Genomic DNA, 23,789 nt, shown 5'->3' with positions numbered 1-23,789 from the left:
GTCAGAAGTCCTCCGGCTTCACGAGCGCGAAGAAGAGGTAGACGACGGCGGCGAGGCCGAGTGCGGCCGCCAGGAGCGAGAAGACGATCACAGCCGTTCGACCCCCTTGGCGATGAGTGCGAAGAGCGCGAAGAGCGCGAGCGTGGCGACGAGGTAGATGACATCGAGCACGGGAACTCCCGAGGGGCTCCCTGACGGAGCCAGCTGTCCGGCCGCACCGGGGGTGCGGGTGCCGGCGGGGGCACGTCTCGATGCAACACCCGCGGGGGCGCCGCGTCCGCCGTCCTGACGGATCCCATACGGCCCTCGGCCGCTCCCTCACGCTTTCTGCGCGGGTGGGCCTCGCAACTCAGTGCGACCGCGGCACATTCCGGCGAGCGCGCCGTATCTTGACGCGGCGCTCGCAGGAAACTGCCGCCCTCGGGAGGCCGGGCGGGCGGGGGCGGGGATGCGAGGGATGGGGCGGGCGGGGGCGGGGGCTGCGAGGGACCAGAGCGTCAGGCGCGGCTGAGGGCGTCCTCGAACGCCACCCAGGCGAGCATCGCGCACTTCACCCGCGCGGTGTAGCGCGAGACGCCGCTCAGCGCCGAGGCGTCTGAGAACGTCTCCTCATCCAGGGGAATCGTCCCCCGCGAGCGCATCGCGCTGCGGAAGCCGTCGATGAGGGCGGTCGCCTGGGCCCGCGGCATCCCCTCGTCCTCCTCCACGAGCGCGGCGAGCATCGAGGCGGAGGCCTGCGAGATGGCGCAGCCGGCGCCCTCCCATGTCACGTCGAGCACGAGGTCGTCCTGGACCCGAACGCGCAGGGTGATCTCGTCGCCGCACACGGGATTGCGCTGGTACGACGTGGCGCTGCCGCCGGCGCCCTCAGCGGCCAGGCCGAATCCGGCTCGACGCTTCGAGTGGTCGAGGATGAGCTCCTGGTAGAGCGCATCCAGCCCGCTCATCGGCCCGCTCCGAAGTACGCGCGCACGCCGGAGACCGCGTCGAGGAACTCGTCGATCTCGGCATCGGTCGTGTAGAGAGCCGCGCTTGCGCGGACGGATGCTGTCAGCCCGAACCGGCGGTGGAGCGGCTGGGCGCAGTGATGGCCGACGCGCACCGCGATGCCGCGCGCGTCGAGGAACTGTCCGACGTCATGGGCGTGGACGCCGTCGAGGTCGAAGGCGCTCAGCGCGACGCGCTCCACCCCCGGCGCCGCGTCGCCCAGCAGTCGGAGCCCGGGCACGTCGCGCAGTCCGTCCCGCAGCCGCCGCTCGAGCCGCTGCTCGTGGGCGTGCACGGCGTCCATCCCCACACCCTCGAGGTAGCGCACGGCGGCGGCGAGTCCGATCGCCTGGGACACGGGCTGCGTGCCCGCCTCGAAGCGCTGCGGCGGCCGCAGGTAGTCGGCCTCGTCCAGCGTGACCGTCGTGATCATCGAGCCGCCCGTGAGGAACGGAGGCAGGGCCGCGAGCACCTCGGCGCGGCCGTAGAGGCCGCCCACGGCGTAGGGGCCCAGCATCTTGTGCCCCGAGAAGACGGCGAGGTCGACGCCGAGGGCGGGCAGGTCGAGCGGGAGGTGAGGCGCCGACTGGCACGCGTCGAGCACGGTGAGGGCTCCGGCTGAGCGCGCGAGCGCGACGAGGTCGTCCACCGGGTTCATGATGCCGAGCACGTTCGAGACGTGGGGGAAGGCGAGGATGCGCGTGCGGTCGCCGACGAGGGATGCCGCGGCCTCGAGGTCGAGCGTGCCGTCCTCGTGCACCGGGATGTGCCGGAGGACCGCGCCCGTGCGCGCGGCGAGCTCCTGCCAGGGGATGAGGTTGGCATGGTGCTCGGACTCCGTCACGACGATCTCGTCACCCGGACGAAGCGCGTACTGCCGGGCGGCCTCGCCGCCGCGGCCGGAGGAGGCATTGCCGATCGAGTACGCCACGAGGTTGATGCCGGCGGTCGCCCCGCTCGTCCAGACCAGCTGCTCGGGCTGTGCCCCGACGAAGGCTGCGACCGTGGCGCGTGCGTCCTCGAACAGCTCCGTCGCCTCGGCGGCGAGGGTGTGCGCGCCGCGGTGCACTGCCGCGTTCGCGCTCGTGAGGAACGACACCTCCGCGTCGATCACGGCCTGGGGCTTCTGGCTGGTGGCCGCGGAGTCGAGGTACACGAGCGGCGCATCGCCGATGTACGCCCCGAGGATCGGGAAGTCGCGGCGGAGCGTGTCAGGGTCGAGCGCGGTGGTGCGAGGTGAAGCGGAGGTCACCCTTCCAGGCTACGCGGGCGGTGGAGGGCTGGGCACGGGATGCCGGGAAAGACGGATGCCGGGTGCTCCGGCATCCGTCATTCGTAGTCCGGACGCTCCAGGCTCGACTTCTCGACGATGGGGGCGACCTCGGCGGCGCCGGGCTCGAACGGGCGCCCCGCCCGCTCCTGACCGGGCAGCGGCCGCGAGCGGCGGCCGTAGATGAGCTCGCTCGAATCGAGGAGCCACGGGACGAGGGCGATCGTCACGCCGTGGATGAGCATGAGCTGCTGTCCGATGCGGCTCGCGCGGCGGTTGTGCAGCAGGCTCTCCCACCAGTGGCCGACGATGTACTGCGGCAGGTACACCGTCACGACGGTCGACCCGTGCTTCTCGCGGTACTGCTTGATGAACTCCGCGACGGGCCCCGCGTACGTGCGATACGGCGACCGGATGACCAGGAGTGGGATCGGCATCCGGTGATGCTCCCACTCCGCCTGCAGGGCATCCGCCTCCTCCTTCGTGACGGCGACATGGATGGCGAGGGTCTTGTCGTGCTTGGCGGCGAGGGCGTAGTCGATGGCCTTGGCCACGGGCTTCTGGAGCCGGTTGACCAGGATGAGCGCGACGTCGCCCGAGGCGCCGAAGTGGGCGCGGTCGTCCATCTCGATCTCGTGCTCGACGTCGCGGTAGTACCGGTTGACGCCGATCATGAGGACCGCGAGGACCGGGATCGCGATGAACACCAGGTATGCGCCGTGCGTGAACTTGGTGATGGTCACGATGATGAGCACCAGCACCGTGAGGCTCGCGCCCAGCGAGTTGATGACGAGGCCTTTGAGGGCCGTCCGGCGCTCGGCCGCCCCGCGTGGATCCCGCTTCGCCTCGGCGCGGGTCGTCTCGCGCAGCATCCGTCGCCAGTGCCGCACCATGCCGATCTGCCCGAGCGAGAACGACACGAAGACGCCGATGATGTACAGCTGGATCAGCGTCGTCAGGTTGGCCTGGTAGATCACGATGACGCCCATCGCGACGACGCCGAGGATGATCATGCCGTTCGAGTACACGAGGCGGTCGCCGCGGGTGTTGAGCGCCTTCGGCGCGTAGCCGTCGCGGGCCAGCACCGAGCCGAGCAGGGGGAAGCCGTTGAACGCCGTGTTCGCCGCGAGGAGGAGGACGACCGCCGTGGCGGCCTGGATCACGTAGAACGGGATCGACCCCATGCCGAAGGTGGCGGCCGCGACCTGAGCCATGAGGCTCGGCTGCGGCGCGGTCTCGCAGTCGAACCCGACGAGGTTGCAGGGGTCTTCGGCGTAGTGGACGCCCGAGATCAGCGCGAGGGCCGTGAGCCCGGCGAACAGCAGGATGGCGATGGTCCCCATGAGGGCGAGCGTGGTCTGGGCGTTGCGGACCTTGGGCTTGCGGAACGCGGGGACGCCGTTGGCGACCGCCTCGACACCGGTGAGGGCCGAGCAGCCGCTCGAGAAGGCCCGCAGGACGAGCAGGAGGACCGCGGCCTGGGCGAGGCTCTCGGCCTGCACCGCGTAGTCCGCGCTCGAGGCGACGGGCGGGTCGCCGAGCGCCGTGCGGACCAGGCCCGTCACGATCATGACGCCGACCGAGCCGATGAAGACGTAGGTCGGAACGGCGAACAGGAGCGACGCCTCGCGCACCCCGCGGAGGTTCACGACGACGATCAGGATGACGAAGCCGACCGCGAGCTCGACGCGCGCCGGGTCGAGCGAGGGCAGCGCCGAGATGATGTTGTCGACGCCGGACGAGACCGACACCGCGACCGTCAAGACGTAGTCGACCAGGAGTGCGGCCGCCACGATGACGCCCGGCACCTCGCCGAGGTTCGTGCGGGCCACCTCGTAGTCTCCGCCGCCCGACGGATAGGCCTTGATGAGCTGCCGATAGCTCACGACGACCACGACGAGGAGCACGACCACGGCCGCCGCCACCCAGGGGGCGAACGCGAGGAAGGCGAGGCCGCCCGTCAGCAGGATCATGAGCAGCTCCTGCGGCGCGTAGGCCACCGACGACAGTGCGTCGGACGCGAAGATCGGCAGCGCCATCTTCTTCGGCAGGAGGTGGTCGTCCATGTTCTCGGACGACAGCGGGTCGCCGATCAGGATGCGTTTGGCGATGGGCGAGTCAGCGGCGCCCGGTTCGCGTCCTTCAGCAGTCACGGCGGGCGATGTTACTCGCATGCACGGTGGGGAGCGGCATCCGGATGCCCGTCCTTACGCTTTCCTTACGGCTCGGGAGTCGCTCAGGAACTCCCTCGCCGCCACGACGAGGGCGTCGACGCCGCGCTCGATCGTCGGATGCAGGACCGGTGCGAAGAACGGCGAATGGTTCGTCGGAACGTCCCTCTCGAGGGTTCCGGCGGCGGCCGCCTCGGCGAAGGCGCGGGGGTCGACACCGCCCCAGAACCAGTAGACGAGCGGCACGCCCGCCTCGCGCGCGAACCACGAGACGTCCTCGCTGCCGGTGAACATGCCGGGATCGACGACCGTCCCGTCGCCGAACGCGGCGTCGAACGCCCGCGTGAGCCGCGCCGTCGCATCCGGATCGTTGATCGTCGGAGGGAGGGAGTGGTCGACGGCGATGAGGGGCTCCTGTTCGGCACCGGATGCCGCGGCCTCGGCCCGGACGACCCGCTCGACCTTCTCGAGGATCCGTGCCCGGGCCGCGTCGTCGGGGTAGCGGAGGCTCAGCTCGAGCTTCGCCTCGGCCGGGATGATGTTGTTCTTGAGGCCCGCGTGGATCGACCCCACGGTGACCACCGCGACATCCCGCGGGTCGACCTCGCGCGAGACGATGGTCTGCAGCCGCATGACGGTGGCCGCCGCCATGACAACCGGGTCGATGGTCGAGTGCGGACGCGAGCCGTGGCCTCCGCGCCCGAGAAGCGTGACCGTCAGCCCGTCGGAGGCCGCCATCTGCGTGCCGGGCCGGACCCCGATCGTGCCGGCGGGAAGCGGGGTCAGGTGCTGGCCGAGCACGATGTCGGGACGCGGGAAGCGGTCGAACACGCCGTCCGCGATCATCGCCTGGGCTCCGGCGCCGTACTCCTCGGCCGGCTGGAAGACGGCGACGACCGTCCCCGCCCACTCGTCGGCGGCCGCCACGAGCCGCTCCAGCGCGCCGAGGAGCGCCGTGATGTGCATGTCGTGCCCGCAGGCGTGCATGACCGGCACGTCCTGTCCCGAAGGGTCGACGCCCCGTGCGGTCGAGGCGTACGCCAGGCCCGTGCGCTCCTCGACCGGAAGGCCGTCCATGTCGGCGCGCAGCCAGATCACCGGGCCTTCGCCGTTGACGATCGAGGTGGCGACGCCCGTCTTGCCGATACCCTCGACGAACTCCAGGCCCAGCTCGGTCAGCTTCTGCGTGACGATCCCCGCGGTGCGGGTCTCCTGGAACGAGAGCTCCGGATGCCGGTGCAGGTCGGTGTAGAGCGCCTCGAGGTCGATCGTCATGCGGTTGAGCCTACCGACGCGCGGAAACCGCCCGTGGGGGAGGGTCAGGAGTGTGCCGCGCCGTCGAGCCTCGGACGATCAGCTCGAACGGCAGGTCGGCGCGCACCTGCCGGACGCCGTCGCTCGGCTGGTCGAGCTCGGCCAGGATCGCCTGGGCTGCACGCTCGCCCTGCCGGAGCGGAAACTGGTCGACCGTCGTCAGGCGGAAGAACGAGCCCAGCTCGTGTCCGTCGATCCCCACGACGGAGAGGTCGTCGGGCACTCGATACCCGAGCTCGCGGGCCGCCAGCAGGGCGCCGATGGCCATCTCGTCGGAGGCGGCGAAGATCGCCGAGGGATTCGCGCCTGGACGTCCGAGCAGCTGTTTTGCCGCGCGGAACCCCCCCTCGATCGTGAAGTCCGCCGGCTCGTAGAGCTCGGGGCGCGCCGGGATGCCGGCATCCTCCAAGGCGAGCTGGAATCCCTGGCGCCGCTGCGTGGGGATGTGGAAGTCGAGCTCGAACTCGGGACTCGCGCCGATGTGCGCGATCGCGCGGTGGCCGAGGGCGATCAGGTGGTCGGTCGCGAGTCGCGCCACCGCGACGTCATCGACGGTGAGGGTCGTGAGACGCGGGTTCGGCCCCCCGATCGCGATGACCGGAAGACCGACCTCGAGAAGACGCCCGGTCTCCTCCTCGCCGAGTTCGATGGAGATGGCGATGACGCCGTCGACGCGCTGCCGACGCAGGAACGTGTCGAAGATCTCGCGGCGCTGGGTCTGGTCGGCCGTGACGTTGTAGAGCGTGATGTCGTAGCCCAGGCGCTGGAGCGCCGTGGCGGTGCCGCTCAGCACCGTGGAGAAGAACCAGCGGTCGAGGAACGGCACGAGGACGCCGATGTTGCGCGTGCGGCCGGAGGCGAGGCTCGACGCCGCCGCCGAGACGACGTAGCCGAGGCGCTTGGCCGCCGCCTCGACGCGGGCGCGGGTGGGGCCCGACACATTGCCGCGTCCGCTCAGCGCGCGCGAGACCGTCGCCGTCGACACGCCCGCCTCGCGGGCGACCTCGTCGATGCTGACCACGTCGCCATCCCACCCTTCGCCGTCGTGCGGCGAACTCGATCAGTCGTCGGCGAGCCAGACGGCCGTGTCGGCCGGCAGCGCGGAGCCCGTGATCGGGCCGCTCGACGCGATCACGATACCGTCCGGCAGCGCGATGGCGGTGTCGCCCACGTTCGCGACCACCGTGATCGTGCCGTTGCGGAACGCGACGACATGCTCATCGAAGCCCTCGAGCCACTCCACGGCACCGGCACCGAGGCCGCGGGCGCGGCGGACCTCGAGCAGGGTCCGGTAGAGCGACAGGGTGGATGCCTCGTCGCCGAGCTGCGCGTCGCGCGCCAGCGCCGCCCACTCGGCCGGCTGGGGCAGCCACGACGCGCCGGTCGGGCTGAAGCCGTACGCCGGACCCTCGGAGGTCCACGGGATGGGCACCCGGCAGCCGTCGCGGCCGTAGCGCTCGCCGCCGGTGCGGAACCACGTCGGGTCCTGGCGGGCCTCGTCATCCAGCTCGATGACCTCGGGGAGCCCGAGCTCCTCACCCTGGTAGAGGTAGGCCGACCCCGGGAGCGACAGCATCACGGTGGTCGCCGCGCGGGCGCGCTGCAGGCCCAGCTCGGCGATCGGCTTGCCGGGGGAGTCCGGTCCGATGCCGTGGCCCTGGGGATTCTCGGCGGTCAGGGCGAGACGAGACGCGTGGCGCACGACGTCGTGGTTCGACAGGACCCACGTGCTCGGAGCGCCGACCCCGCCGTAGATGCGCAGCGACTCGGCGATCACGGCGCGGAGGGGCGCGGCATCCCACGGCGTCTCGAGGTAGGCGAAGTTGAATGCCTGGTGCATCTCATCGGGACGCACCCACTTCGCGGTCTTCTCGGCGGACGGAAGCCAGGCCTCCGCGCACAGGGCGCGGTCGCCCGGGTACTCGGCGACGAGCTCGTGCCAGTCGCGGTAGATCTCGTGGACGCCGTCCTGGCCCCAATAGGGCACGTCGTCCGCATCGCCGCCCATGGATCCGGCATCCGGATCCGGGGTGTGGTCCGGCAGGCCGTCTGCCTTGATGAGCCCGTGAGCCACATCGACGCGGAAGCCGTCGACACCGCGATCGAGCCAGAAGCGCAGCACCCGGCGGAACTCGGCCCGCACCTCCTCGTTCGACCAGTCGAAGTCGGGCTGCGACGAGTCGAAGAGGTGCAGGTACCACTGGCCGAGCGTGCCGTCCGCCTCGATGACGCGCGTCCAGGCGGGTCCGCCGAAGACGGACTCCCAGTTGTTCGGCGGCACGTCGCCGTCGAGTCCCCGGCCGTCGCGGAAGAGGTAGCGGGCGCGCTCGGGGCTGCCCGGCGCGGCGGCGAGCGCCTCCTGGAACCACGCGTGCTGGTCGGACGAGTGGTTCGGCACGAGATCCACGATGAGCCGGATGCTGCGCTCGTGCGCCTGCGCCAGCATCTCGTCGAAGTCCGCCAGCGTGCCGAAGAGCGGGTCGACGTCGCAGTAGTCCGAGACGTCGTAGCCGGCATCCTTCTGGGGGGAGCGCTGGAAGGGGCTGAGCCACAGCGCGTCGACCCCGAGCGCGGCGAGGTCGTCGAGCCGCGCGGTGATCCCGGGCAGGTCGCCGATGCCGTCGCCGGAGCTGTCGGAGAACGAGCGGGGATAGATCTGGTAGATGACGGCGGTGCGCCACCACTCCGTGCCTGGCGCAGCGTTGCGCGTGTCGAGGGGTTCGATGTCGGTCAAAGTCATCCGTCCAGGGTAATGCAAGCGCTTACATTTCCGGACCCGAGGGCGATCAGGGGTGGAGAGAGCCTTGTAGGGTGGCGCCGTGGCAACCGCAGAAGACCTGGCTCATGCCGAATCGCTGATCCGGACGATCGCCGACTACCCAGAGCCCGGTGTGCTCTTCCGCGACATCACGCCGCTGCTCGCGGACGCCGCCGCGCTGCGCTCCTGCATCGACGAGATCGCCGCGCCCTTCGCGGGCGGGTTCGATGTCGTCGCGGGGGTCGAGGCGCGCGGATTCCTGCTCGCCGGCGCGATCGCGATCGCCGCCGGCGTGGGGCTCGTGCCGATCCGGAAGGCGGGGAAGCTGCCCCGGCCTGCGGCATCCGTCTCGTACTCGCTCGAATACGGAAGTGCGACCATCGAGGCCCACGACGACATCCGGGACGGCGCGCGCGTGCTGCTCGTGGACGACGTGCTGGCCACGGGCGGCACGCTGCGGGCGGCCCACGAGCTCATCGAGACGCTCGGCGGGATCGTCGCCGGAACGGCCGTGTTGATGGAGCTCGACGCCCTCGGCGGCCGGGCGGTCGCGGGGGACGTGCACACGCTCTTCCACGCCTGAACCCTCGTCCGGAGTCGCTGAACGGGCGACCGGGCGCATTGCGGGTTCATGTCGGCGTGTAAAACCTCCGAGACAGTCCGCTCGCAGGGGTTCCTGCGTGCATGTCGATCGACTTACGGTCTCCGGACGGCAACGAGGCGCGCACCCCTCGGCGCGCCGGGCAGGCAGGAGCACGACATGGCGACCACCGAGAAGACCAACCTCGACGAGACGAAGGCGGCGCGCAGAGCCGCGCGCCGATCCGAGAACACGGTCGACAGCATCCCGCCGCTCGCCAGGCTCTTCCCGCTCGGGCTGCAGCACGTCCTCGCGATGTACGCGGGCGCGGTCGCCGTCCCGCTCATCGTCGGAGGAGCGCTCGGCTACTCGGCCGGCGATCTCGCGTTCCTCATCAGCGCCGACCTCTTCGTCGCCGGCATCGCGACGATCATCCAGTCCGTCGGTTTCTGGCGCTTCGGCGTGCGGCTGCCGCTCATGCAGGGTGTGACGTTCGCCGCCGTGGGCCCGATGATCGCGATCGGCCAGAGCGAGGGCATCCAGGCCGTCTTCGGCGCGACGATCGCGTGCGGGCTGTTCATGATCCTCGCGGCGCCGTTCTTCTCGCAGCTCCTCCGCTTCTTCCCGCCGATCGTGACCGGGACCGTGATCCTCATCATCGGCCTGTCGCTCATGCGCGTCGCTGCCGGCTGGATCATCGACGGCTCCGAGGACGGCGCCCCGCCGATCAACGTCGCCTTCGCCATGGGGACGCTGCTGCTCATCGTGCTCATCGAACGATTCGCGCCGCCCGCCCTGCAGCGGGTCTCCGTGCTCCTCGGGCTCGTGCTCGGAACGACCGCGGCCCTCTTCGTGCCCGGGATGGTCGACTGGTCGGGCGTTGAGGACGCCGGCTGGTTCGCGCTCGTGACCCCGTTCCACTTCGGGCTGCCGACCTTCCAGATCGCCTCGGTGGTCTCGATGATCATCGTGGCGATCGTCATCATGACCGAGACCACCGGCGACATGATCGCGGTCGGCGAGATTGTCGAGAAGCCCGTCACCCGGCGCCAGCTCGCCGACGGCCTGCGCGCCGACGGCCTCGGCACCGTCATCGGGGGTGTCTTCAACACCTTCCCCTACACGGCGTTCGCCCAGAACGTCGGTCTTGTGTCGCTGACCGGCGTGCGCTCGCGGTACGTCGCCACGCTCGCCGGAGCGGTCCTGGTCGTGCTCGGTCTCATCCCCAAGGTGTCCGCGGTCGTCGAGGGCGTGCCGAGCGCCGTGCTCGGCGGCGCGGGCATCGCGCTGTTCGGCATGGTCGCGGCATCCGGCATCCGCACCCTCTCGAAGGTCAGGTTCAACAACCGGAACGTCCTGATCGTCGCCGTCTCGGTCGGCATCGCGCTGCTGCCCACCGTCGCGCCGACGATCTACGACCAGTTCCCCCAGTGGTTCACGCTGATCTTCGACTCGGGGATCAGTGCCGGCGCGATCACGGCGATCCTCTTGAACCTGCTGCTCAACAGCGACGAGATGCGCGCGGCGCGGGCGGGGGATGCCCAGATCGGGGCGTACGACGGTGTGCGCGGTCCCGCGGCCGCGGCGCTCGTGCATCCCGAAGCCCAGGGCACCGGGCTCATCGCGACGCAGGTGCTGGACGAGCAGCGCGAAGCGGCGGAGGCGGATGCGGCGATCGCCGGGGACGGCATCCCCGAGGAAGGATCGGGCACGGCGCCTCGCGCCTGAACCCGCAGAGGATCGAGTCCCGGGCCCGCAAAGCGAGCGGACGAGACGCCCCCGAGTGAGCGGGAGGCGTGCATCCGCAGAACTGCACGAACCGGGAGGAGAAGCGGGGGCAGCGCACGAGGCGCCCCCCGCACGGACGGCGGCGGAGGCTCGGGGATCTGGGGATCCGGAGCTCCGCCGCCGTCGAAGCGTGCAGCGGGCGCCGGCGACCTCAGACGAACGTCGGCAGGTCGAGCCAGGCGCCGGGTGCGGCGGGAGCGCCGTCGCGGGCGACCGTGCCCTCGATGAGCCCGTAGGGGCGGTCGGCGGCGTAGAAGACCTCGCCCGGGTTCTCGAGGCCGAACGGCGAGAGATCGTAGGTGAAGTGGTGCTTGTTGGGCATCGCGAAGCGCACCTCGGCGATCTCGGGGCGGGCCTCGATCGCGGCCTTGCCCATCGCGAAGAGAGTCTGCTGCAGGGCGAGGGAGTGGACCGTCGCGAAGGTCGACAGCAGGACGGCCGACACTTCGGCATAGAGCGCGTTGTAGTCGATCCCCGCGTCGACCGCCTCAGGGAGGTAGCGCCACCGTCCCGTCACCGCCGTCGCCATGATCCGGTCGTCCGTCTCGACGAGCGTGGTGTACCGGTCGCGCGGGAAGCCCGCGAACTCGCTGCCGGTGGACTTGAGCACGGTGAGATCTTTGATGCCTCCGGTCAGGTGCGTCTCGCCGTCGACCACCTGGACGGCGGCGAGCCGTGTGCCCTGGCCCTTCCGCACGAACGAGTGGTCGTGCGGCCTCCCGTCCACGAGGATGCGATCCCACTCGTACTGCTCGGCCTGCCAGAGGCCGCCCTCGATCCAGTCGAACTCGCCCGTGAAATGCCGCGACAGGGTCAGCAGGAACTCCTCCGGAGAGGGGATGCCGTGCTCCTTCGCGAACGCGAACACCGTGTTCTTCTGCGTGTCGGTCGCGACGACGAGGGAGTTGTCGCCCTGCAGGTACGAGTCGACGAGGGCCGCGCCGCGCAGCTGCGACGTGACGCTGAGATCGATGATCTCGTGGCGCGGAGTGTCGCGGACGATCCGCACCACGCGGTTCTCGGCCTTGCCGTACTTGTTGGCACCGAGGCTGACTGACACCATGACTAGCTCCCTCTGTAGGTCGAGTAGGCGAACGGGCTGAGCAGCAGCGGCACGTGGAGATGCCTGCTCGAGCCGTCGTCCGCGACATCGACGGTGAAGGTCACGGTGACGAACGGGTAGAAGGTCGCGGTCCCCTGCGCGGCGAAGTACTCGCCGGTGAGGAACGTCAGCGTGTAGTCGCCGGGCGGCAGCGCGTCGGGTCCGATGGAGAGCCGGCCGTCGGCATCGGTCACGCCGTGGGCGATGATCGCGCCGGGCACTTCGGCCACCACGGAGTCACCGGATGCAGCGGCCAGCGCGACCCCCACACCGGCCGCAGGCAGCCCGGTGGCGGCATCCAGGATGTGCGTCGTGACGTGCGTCATGCGGGGTTCCTCTCGGGCGAGGGATCGGTGACTGTCGCTTCGAGCCGCAGCAGGGCGATCTGGGCAAGCTGGCCGAGCGCTTCGGAGGTCTCGGCCTCGTCGTCGTTCTCCAGCCGCCGCCGGAGCTCGGCGAGCATCTCGGCGGGGGAGCGGCCGGCGGCCCGGATCAGGAAGACCCGCCCGAACCGCTCCTCGTACGCGGCATTGGCGGCAGCGATGGCGTCGGCCACGTCGGCATCGGCATCCGCCATCGAGGACTGCTCGCGACGGGATGCTGCCGCCTCGGCGCCTGCGCCGGCCACTCGTGCGCCGATGCGGGGGTGGTGGGCGAGCGCGGCGTCGAGGTCGTCGCGGGTCCAGCGCTCGGCTCCGGCGCGAGCGGCCTGGGTGAGCTCGTCGACCGAGCCGTACGGACGGGCGGCGATGACGGCATCCCTCCATGCGGGGATCGCAGCCCACACGCCGACGATGTCCGCGGCCGAGGCCGGATCGAGGCGGTTGAACTCGGAGAGCTCCATCGCCTTACGGTAACGCCCGCGCATTTCGCCGCCGTTACGGTTCCGCGTGCTCTGGTGGTCCGGCGCGGCGGGGGCCGCGCGGATACGGGATGCTGAATCCATCGTCGTCGGAAGGGATGCCCATGACATCGGACCCGGATCTCACCCGCCACGTGGTGCGCGCCGCCAGGACCTATCTCGGGGGATCGTTCCAGCCCGCGGCCGTGGTGATCGACGGTGGTCGCATCGCGGATGTCGTGGGAGTGCGTGACCGGGTCGCCGGTGCGCGGGAAGCGCTGGTCCCCGACGACGCGGTGCTCCTCCCGGGGCTCGTGGACTCCCACGTGCACGTCAACGAGCCCGGCCGCACCGAATGGGAAGGGTTCCGCTCGGCGACCCTCGCGGCGGCGGCGGGGGGTGTCACGACGATCGTCGACATGCCTCTCAACTCGCTGCCGCCGACGACGACCGCCGAGGCGCTCACGATCAAGCGGGCGGCGGCGGCGGCCTCCGCGTACATCGATGTCGGGTTCTGGGGTGGAGCGGTGCCCGGCAACCTCGGATCGCTCGCGCCGCTGCACACGGCGGGGGTCTACGGCTTCAAGTGCTTCCTCTCGCCATCGGGCGTCGACGAGTTCCCGCATCTCGATCGCGCCCAGCTGCTCGCCGCCATGGAGGAGGTCGCGGCCCTCGGCTCGCGCCTCATCGTGCATGCCGAGGACCCGGCTCTGCTCGGCCGGGAGGGAGCCCTCGGGCGGGGATACGAGGCCTTCCTCGCGTCACGTCCGCCGGCGAGCGAGGCCTCGGCGATCGAGGCGGTGATCGATGCCGCCCGGCGCGCCGGCGCGCGTGCCCACATCCTGCACCTGAGCGACGCGCACTCGCTGCCCGCCATCCGCGCGGCCAAGGCGGAGGGCATCGCGCTCACCGTCGAGACCTGCCCGCACTACCTGACGATCGTTGCGGAAGACATCCCCGACGGCGCGAGCGAGTTCAAGTGCTGCCCGCCGATCCGGGAGGCGGGCAACCAGGACCTCCTGTGGGCAGGAGTGGTCGACGGCACGATCGATGCGATCGTGAGCGACCACTCCCCGAGCACCGTCGACCTCAAGCGCTCCGGTGGCGGGGATTTCGGCCTGGCATGGGGCGGCATCGCGGGGCTGCAGGTCGGCCTCTCGGCGGTCTGGACCGAAGCGCGGGGGCGCGGCATCCCGCTCGAGACGATCCTGCCGCTCTTCACCACAGGGCCGGCCGCGGTCGCCGGTCTCGCGGAGGCCGGCGTGATTGCGCCGGGCGCACCCGCGCACCTCACCGTGTTCGGCGTCGACGACCCGTTCCCGATCGACGCCGCGCGGCTGCTGCACAAGAACCCGATCACCGCCTACGACCACCGCCTGCTGGCAGGGAGAGTCCGCCGCACCTGGCTGCACGGCGCATCCGTCTACGACGTGACCGAGGGCGGCGCGGGCGAGGCCCCCGAATTCCGCGGGTCGCCTCGCGGGCGCCTCCTGTCGGCTGCCGGAGATTGATCGCCGACCGCGCACGCGCGGGAAACGCGGAGGAAACCCGGATGCAGTTGGATGAGGGCATGCACACCGTGACGGAGATCCTGCAGCCGGGCGTCGGCGAGATCCCCGGCGACCACTACCTGCGCTCGACGCCCGGCACGGTGCTCTGGGGACGGCTTCCGTGCGAAGCGGATGCCGCGGTCCTGCGCATCTCGCCCGGTGACTCGGTCACGATCGACACGGTGAGCCACGAAGGCATCCTCGAAGACCACGGCAAGGACCCGCTCGCCTACTTCACCGGTCAGGGGGTTGATCCGTCGGCGGTGCTCGAGGACGCGATCGCGATCGCCGCCACGCTGTCGCGCGATCCTGCCGCGGACGGTCCGCACGTCGTGACCGGACCGATCTTCGTCGAGGGCGCCCAGCCCGGCGATCTGCTGCGCATCACGGTCGTGAAGCTCGTCCCCCGTGTGCCCTACGGCGTGATCTCCAACCGTCACGGCAAGGGCGCGCTCGTCGGCCAGCTGCCGAGGGGCGACTACACCGTGAGCGTCTTCACGCCGGTTGGGGAGCGCGACGGCAGGCTGGTCGGGCTCCTTCCCGTGGTCGATGACGGCGAGCGGGTGGTCTCCTTCCCGCTCGCCCCCTTCCTCGGCACGATGGGCGTCGCGGTGGCCGGCGGCGAGCGCCCCCACTCGGTGCCACCCGGCTCTCACGGCGGCAACATCGACATCAACCTCCTCGTCGAGGGCACGGCGCTGTTCCTTCCGGTCCAGGTGGCAGGAGCGCTCGCCTACGTGGGTGATCCGCACTTCGCACAGGGCGACGGCGAGGTCGCGCTGACAGCGCTCGAGGCGTCCCTTCGCGCCACCCTGCGGTTCGACGTCATCCCGCGCGCGGAGGCGCTCGCCGAGTTCGGCGAGGTCACCGGCCCGCTCGTCCGCACCGCGGAGTACCTGGTGCCGACCGGGCTCGACCCCGACCTGAACGAGGCGATGCGCAAGTGCGTGCGCTCCGCGCTGAACCTCATCGAGGCGAGGTGGGGCATGCAGGAGCACCTCGCCTACGCGTACCTGAGTGCCGCGACGGACTTCGACATCTCGCAGGTGGTCGACATCGTCTGCGGCGTCCACGCCCGCATCCGGGAGGCGGACTTCGAGGGCGCCGGCCTGCGGCGTCAGACCGCCGGAGGTGCGGTGTGAGCGGCGCGAGCAACCTGCCACCCGACCTGTTCTCGGCGTTCGAGGACTACGAGGTCGCGATCCTCTCGAACGACCTCGACGCGCTGGATGCCGCCTTCGCTCCTGGACCCGACACGATCCGCGGTGACAGCTCGGGCCTCCTCGTGGGCCACGATGCGATCAGCGCCTTCCGGAGCGTCCGCGGCGGTGTGCCGGCGAGGTCGATCGAGCGGGTCGAGTATCGCCCGCTGAGTGAGGATGCCGCGCTCATCGTCTCGGTCTCGCGCTACCTCGGCGGAGGCACGGGGCTGCAGACCCAGCTCTGGGAGCGCATCGGCGGACGCTGGCTCATCACCGCGGCCCACGTCACCCCTCGCGCGCAGGCGCTCGACCGCTCAGTCTGGCGCACCGTCGGCGACCCGCTCTATCAGGGGGCATGGGAGGGGCCGCTTGCACGGCTCACCGTTGCCGTCAAAGACCTCTTCGCGATCAAGGGGTATCGCATCGGGGCGGGCAACCCGACGTTCCTCGCGGAGTCGCGCGCCGAGACGACGACGGCTCCGGCCGTCGCCGATCTGCTCCGCGGCGGAGCGTCACTGCGGGGCATCGCCCGAACCGACGAGTTCGCCTACAGCATCGCCGGAGACAACGCCCACTACGGGACGCCGCCGAACGGTGCCGTGCCGGGTGCTCTGCCCGGCGGCTCATCGAGTGGTCCGGCCTCAGCCGTCGCGACCGGTCAGGCCGAGATCGGCCTCGCGACCGACACCGCCGGCTCGATCCGCGTGCCCGCCTCGTACCAGGGGCTCTGGGGCCTTCGGACGACCCATGGCCTCGTCCCCCGGCAGGGGCTCCTCCCGCTCGCGCAATCCTTCGACACCGTGGGGTGGCTGACGCGCGACGGGGCGACGCTCCAGCGCGTCGTCGACTGGTGCCTGAGCTATGACGGCTCCGAGTCCACCGAGAGTGCCTTGGGCGCGTCCGGCGCCGACCTGCCGTGGCGTCTCTTCGTCCCGGAAGAGGTGCTCGCAGCGGTCGAGCCCGAGACGCGGGCCGCCTTCGACGCGCTGATCGCCCGGGTGGCCGCATCCGACGATCCCCCCACCTTCGCGCGGGTGCCGCTCGGCGATCTCGACGACTACTTCGAGCCGTTCCGCATCGTGCAGGGCGCCGAGGCGTGGCGCAGCAACGGCGAATGGGTGCGCGAGCACCCGGATGCTGTCGGCCCGGCCGTCGCCGAGCGCTTCCGCGTCGCCGCCCAGGTGACCCCCGAGGCCGAGGCCTCCGCTCGCCGCGCACTCGAGCCCCTGCGTGAGCACGTCCAGGCCCTCGTAGGGAACGGCGTGCTGATCATGCCGACCGTGCCGGGTCCCGCGCCGCTGCGCACGCACGACGGAGACCGCGTCGACGCCGTGCGCCAGGCGACCCTGCGGATGACCACGCCCGCGGCCGTCGGGGGCCTCCCGGCCGTCACGGTGCCGCTGCTGACCGTGCCGTCGCGCCTCGGACCGGCCCCTGTCGGGGTGTGCCTGGTGTCGCGCGCGGGCACCGACATCGCCCTCGTCCGCCTGGCCCGCCGGCTCTCCAGGCTCGTCGCGGACCCGACCCATCCGGAGCAGCAATGACCGACAGCATCCCTGGTCCGATCGATCCGCCCGCCCGCCTGCTCATGGGACCGGGGCCGATCTCCGCGTACCCGAGCGTGCTGCAGGCGATGTCGGCGCCGCTCGTCGGCCAGTACGACCCGTTCATGACCGCGACGATGGCCGAGACGCAGGAGCTCTACCGCGGCGTGTGGGCGACCCGCAATGAGGCCACGCTGCTCGTGGACGGCACCTCGCGCGCAGGTATCGAGGCGGCGCTCGTGTCGCTCGTCCGGCCGGGCGAGCGCGTGCTCGTCCCGGTGTTCGGGCGCTTCGGTCACCTGCTCGCCGAGATCGCCGAGCGCGCGATGGCCGAGGTGCACACCATCGAGACCGAGTGGGGGCAGGTCTTCCCGCCGTCGGTCCTCGAAGAGGCGATCGTGCGCGTGCGCCCGACCCTCCTCGCCCTGGTGCAGGGCGACACCTCGACGACGATGAACCAGCCCCTCGACGAGATCGGCGCCATCTGCGCCCGGCACGGCGTGCTGTTCTACACCGATGCGACGGCATCCCTCGGCGGCAACGCCTTCGAAGCCGACGCATGGGGACTGGATGCCGCGACCGCCGGGCTGCAGAAGTGCCTCGGTGGCCCGTCGGGCTCGGCCCCGCTCACGCTGTCGGATCGAGCCGTCGAGGTCGTGCGCTCGCGTGCCCGCATCGAGGCGGGCATCCGCGAACCTGGCGACCCGTCGGCACCCGACTTCGTGCGCTCCAACTACTTCGACCTCGGCATGATCCTTGACTACTGGGGTCCTCGCCGGCTCAACCACCACACCGAGGCGACTTCGATGCTGTACGCGGCGCGCGAGTGCGCCCGGCTGATCCTGGCCGAGGGACGGGATGCCGTGATCGCGCGCCACCGGGTGGCGGGTGCCGCGATGCTCGCCGGCGTGCAGGCGATGGGGTTCCAGGTGTTCGGCGACGTGGCGCACAAGATGAACAACGTCGTCGCGGTCGAGATCCCCGAGGGCGTGCCGGGAGACGCCGCCCGCGCTGCGCTGCTGACCGATTTCGGGATCGAGATCGGCACCTCGTTCGGACCTCTGCACGGGCGGGTGTGGCGGATCGGGACGATGGGCTACAACGCGCGCGAGGACGCCGTCGTCACGACGCTCGCGGCCCTCGAGGAGGTCCTCGGGCGCTACAGGGTCCCGCTGGCTGCGGGAGCGGGCGTCGAGTCGGCGAGCGAGGTGTTCGCGGCGTGAGCCCGCGCCTCGACGTCACGCCCGACCAGGTCGCCGCGGCGACCAGGCGGGTGATGACGCGCTGCGACGAGCTCGCCCGGGTATCGGCGCACCGCGGGCGGATCGAGCGCGTCTACCTCTCTCCGGAGCACGCGCGGGTCAACCGCCTCGCTGCGGAGTGGATGCGCGAGATCGGCATGGCGACGAGGCAGGATGCCGCCGGCAACCAGCTGGGGCGGCTGGAGGTGCCGGGCGCGCCGGATGCGCCGGCGCTGCTCATCGGCTCCCATCTCGACACCGTGCCCGACGCAGGCCGCTACGACGGGATCGCCGGGGTGCTGATCGGGCTCGAGGTCGTACGTCTGCTGCGGGCGCCGGCGGACGACGGGGGCTGGTGCTCGCCGTTCCCCTTCGCGCTCGAGGTCATCGCCTTCTCGGACGAAGAGGGCACACGGTTCGGCAAGGCGCTGCTCGGATCCTCCGCGGTCGCGGGCACCTGGCACGACGACTGGTGGACGCTGACGGATGCCGAGGGCACCACGGTCCGAGAGGCCTTCCTGGATTTCGGACTCGACCCGGGTCGCATCGGCGAGGCCGCGCGCCGGCCGTCCGACCTCGTGGGGTACCTCGAAGCGCACATCGAGCAAGGCCCCGAGCTCGACCGCCGGGGTGAAGCGCTCGCCGTCGTCTCCTCCATCGCGAGCGCTCGCCGGTTCCAGCTGCTCGTCGAGGGCGAGGCCCGCCACGCGGGCGGGACGCCCTATGACATGCGACGCGATGCGCTGCTGGGCGCCTCCGAGGCCGCGCTCGCCGTGGAGCGCATCTGCCGGTCTGAGCATCACATCATCGGGACGGTGGGCCAGCTCGAGGCCTTCCCCGGAGCCGTCAACATCGTCCCAGGCGAGTCCCGGTTCAGCCTCGACCTGCGAGGCGAGTTCGACGGCGAGCGCGACCGGGTGTGGGATGCGATCTCGCACGACCTCGACGCCATCATGGGCCGGCGCGGGCTGCGCTGGAGCGCTCGCGAGATCCACAGCGCCCCGGCGGTGTTCTGCGCCCCGCTGCTGCAGGACGTGATCCGCGAGGGGATCGTGGCGAGTCTCGATCATGGCGCATCAGGAGCCGACGCCCCCGTCACGCTGTTCAGTCCCGCCGGTCACGACGGCATGGCCATCGGCGGGATCACGGATGTCGGGATGCTGTTCCTCCGCAACCCGGACGGCATCAGCCACCACCCCGACGAGTCGGTGGCCGCCGGCGACGTGGAGCTCGGCATCCGGGCCCTGTCCGAAGCGGTCCTGCACCTGGCCGCCGAGCCGGTCTGACCCGCCCCGGCGCGCCACGCCCGGCCCGCCCCTACCCGCCCCCCTCCTGCCTTCCCGCCCCCGTGCGTTGGGTCCGTGAGCCTCCACTGGACCGACGAGACCGTGGGTGCCACCCGCGTGCTCGTCGGTCAGATGGAGGCTCACCGGTCTGGACGACTCACAGCCCCGGTCCGGATCCCGATCGAACCGCGGACCGGCCGGAAGTGCCGCCCCTCCCCGCCCCCGGCGCCGCGCGCCCGCCCTCCCCGCCCCCCTCGCGCCCGCCGCGCCGCGTTGGGTCCGTGAGCCTGCACCGGACCGACGAGACCGTGGGTGCCACCCGCGTGCTCGTCGGTCAGATGGAGGCTCACCGGTCTGGACCACGCAGGGCGCGCGGGGTCCGGAGCCCGGGGGGAGGGGATCAGCGGGTGGCGCCGGTCATCCCCATCCGCGTCAGGACGATGCTCTCGGCGATCTGCACGACGTTGTAGAGCACGAGGGTGATGAGCGTGATGATCGCGATGGCCCCCCACAGCTGGGCGAACTGCGCCTGCGCGTTGAACTTCAGGATGGCCCCGCCGATGCCGAGCCCGGTCGACAGCCACTCGGCGAGCAGGGCTCCGGTCACCGCGCCCGGCACGGAGACCCGAGCCGCGGCGAAGACCGAGGGCAGGGCGCCGGGGAGGTTGACCTTGCGCATGGCCGTGGGCCGGTTGCCGCCGAACACGTGCACCACGTCGAGGCTCTGCGGGCTCGCGCGGCTCAGCCCGAACAGCACGTTCGCGAGGGCGGGGAAGAGCACCACGATGGTGCCGATGACCGCGACTGAAGCGGTCGTCCCGCGGCCGGTGATGAGGATGATGACGGGGGCGATCGACACGAGCGGAATCGTGCGCAGGAGCAGCACGAGCGGCATGACGCCCGCCTCGACCGACTTCGACAGGCTGAACACGATCGCCAGGACGATCGCCACGGTCATACCGACCACGAAGCCGATGGCCGAGTCGGCGAGGGTCTGCCAGACGAGCGGGAAGAGCACTGCGCGGTGCTCGGCGGCGTCCTCGTCGACGAAAAGGTAGTTCCATACGTCGAGCGGGCCCTTGGCGACGTAGGGCGAGATGCCCGTGAGGCTGACGATGCCCTGCCACAGCACGAGGAGGACGACGATCGTGATGGCGGCGTTCCCCAGTGCGCGCAGTACCGCCTTCCGGACGGAGCGACGGCGATCCGCGCGCAGCCGACCCTGGGCGGCGGCATCCGCAGCCAGCACCAGCTGGCCGGTCTGTGCGGCCGGGGGATGTGCGGTGTCGACCGGACCGGTCTTGGGTGTCATGACGACCTCCCGGCGACCCAGGGGGTGACGACGCGCACGAGCAGGCCGACGAGACCGTACGCCGCGAGGGCGAACACGCCGCAGAGCAGGAACACCGACCACACGCCCGCCGAGTCGAGCTGACCTTGCAGGCGGATGAGTGTCGGACCCACGCCGGCGGTGATCGAGCCGAGGTACTCGCCGAGCACGGCGCCGAGGAAGGCCGTCGGCACGGCGATCTGCAGGGCGTTGAGGATCGAGGGGAGCGCGGCGATCAGGCGGACCTTGACGAGCTGCGTCCAGGCGCTTCCGCCGAAGACCCGCACGACGTCGAGCGAGGCCTTGTCGGCGGACTTGAAGCCGAGGATCGAGCTCACGACGGTGGTGAACACGCACACGATCGCGGCGAGGAAGATCGCGGTCGTCGAGGGGTCGCCGGGGTTCTTCGCCCCGCCGACGACGACGATCGAGATGCCGCCGATCGCGACGATCGGAAGGCAGTAGGTCACGACCGCGATCTGCGTGATCACCGTCTCGAGCCGGGGGAGCAGCAGGACGAAGGTGGCGAGGATCAGGGCGATTCCATTGCCCCACACATAGCCGATCCCGGCCGCGATGATCGTCGGACGGAAGACGTTCCACGCGCCGAGGATGTTGCCCTGCACGAACAGCCAGTCGAACACGGCCAGCGGCGAGGGCACGGGTGTGAACGACGTCCCCTCCTGCTGCCGGAAGGCGATCACGGAGAAGAGCCACCAGAGGAGGAGGAGGGCGATTCCGCCGATCAGCGCCGAGGCCCAGCCGGGCACGCGCGTCGCACGCACCGTCAGGCCTCGGCCTCGGCGCGCCCGTCGAGGCCGAACAGCAGCTCGGACGCCCGATCGACGAGCGCGTGGAACTCGGGGGTGCGCATCATCTCGGGCGTGCGGGGCCGGGGGAGGTCGACTTCGATGATCTCCTTGATCCGGCCCGGCCGCGGCGACATGACAGCCACTCGGTCGGCGAGGAAGATGGCCTCGCTGATGCCGTGCGTCACGAGCAGCGTGGTCGCCGGCTTCTCGGTCCAGATGCGCAGGAGCTCGAGGTTCAGGTTCTGGCGCGTCATGTCGTCGAGCGCGCCGAACGGCTCATCGAGCAGCAGCACCGACGGCTTCAGCACCAGCGCGCGGGCGATGGATGCGCGCTGGCGCATCCCGCCCGAGAGCTGAGCGGGCTTGGCCGTGGCGAAGTCCTTGAGTCCGACGAGCTCGATGAGCTCCTGCACGTAGTCCTTGTCGACGGGGCGACCGGCGACCTCGAACGGAAGCTCGATGTTCTTCCGGATGCTGCGCCACGGCAGCAGCGCATGATCCTGGAAGGCGATCCCGAGCTCGCTTCCCGCGCGCATCTGGTCGGGGGTTTCCCCGTCGACGAGGACCGTGCCCGTGGTCGGATGGTCGAGCGCGGCGAGGATCCGCAGGATCGTGGACTTGCCGCAGCCGGAGGGGCCGAGCAGCGCGAGGAACGACCCCTTGTCGGTGTGGAGGTCGGTCCCCTGCAGGGCGAGCAGCGAGTTGCCGCCCCGCAGGGAGAACGACTTGGAGACGCCAGTGATCTGGATGCCGGTGCCCGTGAGAGCACCGGCACCGGCATCCAGGTTTTCTGAGATCGTCATGGTTGGTATGGAGCCTTTGTCAGCGAGTGGGTACTGCGGGGCGGAGCCCCGTTAGGGGAGCGCGCCAGCGAGACGGGGGTGCGGGGCGGAGTCCCGTTACGGGAGGTAGTTCTTGAGCTCCGGGTTCTCGCTGTAGATCTCGTCGATGATCGACGTGTCGAACAGGTCGTCCGCCTTGAGGTCCCAGCCCGACGTCGCGAGCGAGGCCAGCGTCTGCTTCTTGAGCGAGTCCGAGATCGTGAACAGGCCGTTCTCCTCGGTCTCGTCAGTCGAGATCAGGAGCTTCTCGGCGTCGATGGCTGCGGCGGTCTTCTCGGGATCGAGGTCGCCGAAGGTCAGGTCGCCGGCCGCCGCCGAGTCGTTGTAGTGCTTCACGACCACGTCCACGGTGTCTGCGGTGTCCGCCTTGAAGACGTCGGTCCAGCCCTTGATCTCGGCGATGAGGAACGCCTTGATCAGGTCGGGGTTCTCGGCGAGGTACTGGTCTGTCACCGTCACGGTCTCGGCGACGTAGGGGAGCCCGTTCTCGGCATAGGCGAGGTTGGTGACCGGGTAGCCCGAGAGCTCGACCGTGATGGCCTCGTTGGTGAGGTAGGCCATGAAGCCGTCGACCTCGCCGTTGATGAGCGGTGTCGGGTCGAAGTCGACCGGCACGATCTCGAGCTCGCTCTCGTCGATGTCGTTCGCGGCGAGCAGCGCCTTGAAGACCGAGGCGTTGGAGTCCTGGACGCCGATCTTCTTGCCCTTGAGGTCTTCGGGGGTCGCGATGTTCCCGCCGTCCTTGAGCGAGAGGATCGTGAAGGGGTTCTTCTGGAAGGTCGTGCCGACGATCTTCAGCGGGGCGTCCTGCTCGGCGACGGCCGCACCGACCGAGGCGGCGTCGCTCAGGGCGAACTGCACCGATCCRGACAGCAGCTTGGCCACACCGGTGTCGGGACCGGCGACGCCGGTCACCTCCGAGAAGCCCGCCTCGTCGTAGTAGCCGTTGTCGTACGCGTAGAACTCGCCGGCGAACTCCTCGTTCTTGATCCACGAGTACTGGACGCTGATGTCGCCGTACGAGGCGGCGTCGCCGTCGCCGCCCGCTCCCTCGTCAGCGGAACCGCTCGAGGCGCACGCGCCGAGCACGAGGCTCGAGGCGGCGAGGCCTACGGCGAGGGCGAGGATGCGCACGCGGACGCGACGCGCGGGGCTGTGTGATGCCATCGAA

21 protein-coding genes are annotated in these 23,789 nt (G+C 70.9%); 7 read left to right on the top strand and 14 right to left on the bottom strand.

Going from position 1 to position 23,789, the window contains the following annotated elements:
• Position 1: 1 nt before the first annotated feature.
• From AC1DP3_RS10715 to AC1DP3_RS10685, 7 genes are all read right to left on the bottom strand, one after another.
• Positions 2-91: a potassium-transporting ATPase subunit F gene (locus AC1DP3_RS10715; RefSeq protein WP_477293151.1), complete on the bottom strand. Its 90-nt coding sequence runs from the start codon at positions 89-91 to the stop codon at positions 2-4.
• A gap of 406 nt (positions 92-497) precedes the next feature.
• Positions 498-947 (bottom strand): Fe-S cluster assembly sulfur transfer protein SufU, encoded by a 450-nt coding sequence (gene sufU, locus AC1DP3_RS10710; RefSeq protein WP_477293150.1) that lies wholly within the window; start codon positions 945-947, stop codon positions 498-500.
• Positions 944-2,239 (bottom strand): aminotransferase class V-fold PLP-dependent enzyme, encoded by a 1,296-nt coding sequence (locus AC1DP3_RS10705; protein ID WP_477293149.1) that lies wholly within the window; start codon positions 2,237-2,239, stop codon positions 944-946. Before AC1DP3_RS10705 ends, sufU begins: the two co-directional genes overlap by 4 nt.
• Before the next feature lie 77 nt (positions 2,240-2,316).
• Positions 2,317-4,431: an APC family permease gene (locus tag AC1DP3_RS10700; RefSeq protein ID WP_477293148.1), complete on the bottom strand. Its 2,115-nt coding sequence runs from the start codon at positions 4,429-4,431 to the stop codon at positions 2,317-2,319.
• A gap of 33 nt (positions 4,432-4,464) precedes the next feature.
• On the bottom strand, positions 4,465-5,703 hold the full coding sequence (locus AC1DP3_RS10695) for an amidohydrolase (protein ID WP_477293147.1): 1,239 nt from the start codon (positions 5,701-5,703) through the stop codon (positions 4,465-4,467).
• A gap of 10 nt (positions 5,704-5,713) precedes the next feature.
• Positions 5,714-6,763 (bottom strand): LacI family DNA-binding transcriptional regulator, encoded by a 1,050-nt coding sequence (locus AC1DP3_RS10690; protein WP_477293146.1) that lies wholly within the window; start codon positions 6,761-6,763, stop codon positions 5,714-5,716.
• A gap of 39 nt (positions 6,764-6,802) precedes the next feature.
• Positions 6,803-8,482, bottom strand: coding sequence for a glycoside hydrolase family 13 protein (locus tag AC1DP3_RS10685; protein WP_477293145.1), 1,680 nt, complete (start codon positions 8,480-8,482; stop codon positions 6,803-6,805).
• 79 nt (positions 8,483-8,561) lie between these two features.
• Between AC1DP3_RS10685 and AC1DP3_RS10680 the strand changes: the two genes are divergently transcribed.
• Both AC1DP3_RS10680 and AC1DP3_RS10675 read left to right on the top strand, forming a co-directional pair.
• The gene (locus AC1DP3_RS10680) at positions 8,562-9,083 is read left to right on the top strand and encodes an adenine phosphoribosyltransferase (protein ID WP_477293144.1); all 522 of its coding nucleotides are present in this window, start codon (positions 8,562-8,564) and stop codon (positions 9,081-9,083) included.
• 177 nt (positions 9,084-9,260) lie between these two features.
• Positions 9,261-10,808 (top strand): nucleobase:cation symporter-2 family protein, encoded by a 1,548-nt coding sequence (locus tag AC1DP3_RS10675; RefSeq protein ID WP_477293143.1) that lies wholly within the window; start codon positions 9,261-9,263, stop codon positions 10,806-10,808.
• A gap of 211 nt (positions 10,809-11,019) precedes the next feature.
• Here AC1DP3_RS10675 and pucL read toward each other — a convergent pair whose 3' ends face one another.
• From pucL to uraD, 3 genes are read right to left on the bottom strand one after another with little or no spacing between them, the layout of a single operon-like run.
• Entirely contained in the window at positions 11,020-11,931 is a 912-nt protein-coding gene (pucL, locus tag AC1DP3_RS10670; RefSeq protein ID WP_477293142.1) for a factor-independent urate hydroxylase, read from the bottom strand.
• Positions 11,932-11,933: 2 nt separating this feature from the next.
• Entirely contained in the window at positions 11,934-12,296 is a 363-nt protein-coding gene (gene uraH / locus AC1DP3_RS10665) for a hydroxyisourate hydrolase (RefSeq protein ID WP_477293141.1), read from the bottom strand.
• Positions 12,293-12,814: a 2-oxo-4-hydroxy-4-carboxy-5-ureidoimidazoline decarboxylase gene (gene uraD / locus AC1DP3_RS10660; protein ID WP_477293140.1), complete on the bottom strand. Its 522-nt coding sequence runs from the start codon at positions 12,812-12,814 to the stop codon at positions 12,293-12,295. The genes uraH and uraD overlap by 4 nt, the downstream gene beginning before the upstream one ends.
• Before the next feature lie 122 nt (positions 12,815-12,936).
• Here uraD and allB point away from each other — a divergent pair, with 122 nt between their 5' ends.
• The 5 genes from allB to AC1DP3_RS10635 are packed head-to-tail and all read left to right on the top strand — an operon-like array spanning position 12,937 to position 19,634.
• Positions 12,937-14,322, top strand: a complete 1,386-nt coding sequence (gene allB, locus AC1DP3_RS10655; RefSeq protein WP_477293139.1) for an allantoinase AllB — start codon at positions 12,937-12,939, stop codon at positions 14,320-14,322.
• A gap of 41 nt (positions 14,323-14,363) precedes the next feature.
• Positions 14,364-15,503 (top strand): acetamidase/formamidase family protein, encoded by a 1,140-nt coding sequence (locus AC1DP3_RS10650; protein WP_477293138.1) that lies wholly within the window; start codon positions 14,364-14,366, stop codon positions 15,501-15,503.
• A complete protein-coding gene (locus AC1DP3_RS10645) occupies positions 15,500-17,107 on the top strand; it encodes an AtzH-like domain-containing protein (protein WP_477293137.1) in 1,608 nt (535 codons plus the stop codon). Before AC1DP3_RS10650 ends, AC1DP3_RS10645 begins: the two co-directional genes overlap by 4 nt.
• On the top strand, positions 17,104-18,330 hold the full coding sequence (locus AC1DP3_RS10640; protein WP_477293136.1) for a pyridoxal-phosphate-dependent aminotransferase family protein: 1,227 nt from the start codon (positions 17,104-17,106) through the stop codon (positions 18,328-18,330). Before AC1DP3_RS10645 ends, AC1DP3_RS10640 begins: the two co-directional genes overlap by 4 nt.
• Positions 18,327-19,634, top strand: coding sequence for an allantoate amidohydrolase (locus AC1DP3_RS10635; protein ID WP_477293135.1), 1,308 nt, complete (start codon positions 18,327-18,329; stop codon positions 19,632-19,634). Before AC1DP3_RS10640 ends, AC1DP3_RS10635 begins: the two co-directional genes overlap by 4 nt.
• A 400-nt stretch (positions 19,635-20,034) precedes the next feature.
• Here the strand turns inward: AC1DP3_RS10635 and AC1DP3_RS10630 are convergent, their stop codons facing one another.
• From AC1DP3_RS10630 to AC1DP3_RS10615, 4 genes are all read right to left on the bottom strand, one after another.
• Complete coding sequence (locus tag AC1DP3_RS10630) at positions 20,035-20,946, bottom strand: ABC transporter permease (protein WP_477293134.1); 912 nt, start codon at positions 20,944-20,946, stop codon at positions 20,035-20,037.
• Positions 20,943-21,749, bottom strand: a complete 807-nt coding sequence (locus tag AC1DP3_RS10625; protein ID WP_477293133.1) for an ABC transporter permease — start codon at positions 21,747-21,749, stop codon at positions 20,943-20,945. The genes AC1DP3_RS10630 and AC1DP3_RS10625 overlap by 4 nt, the downstream gene beginning before the upstream one ends.
• 2 nt (positions 21,750-21,751) lie before the next feature.
• Positions 21,752-22,579 carry an ABC transporter ATP-binding protein gene (locus AC1DP3_RS10620; protein WP_477293132.1) on the bottom strand — a complete coding sequence of 276 codons (828 nt, stop codon included), beginning with the start codon at positions 22,577-22,579 and terminating at the stop codon, positions 21,752-21,754.
• A 96-nt stretch (positions 22,580-22,675) separates the two neighbouring features.
• Complete coding sequence (locus tag AC1DP3_RS10615; protein WP_477293131.1) at positions 22,676-23,785, bottom strand: ABC transporter substrate-binding protein; 1,110 nt, start codon at positions 23,783-23,785, stop codon at positions 22,676-22,678.
• Between the last annotated feature and the right edge of the window lie 4 nt (positions 23,786-23,789).

Source organism: Microbacterium sp. P5_B6 (assembly GCF_056400345.1).
The sequence above is the reverse complement of the archived record's forward strand: the minus strand, read 5'-3'. Positions and strand labels throughout refer to the sequence as shown.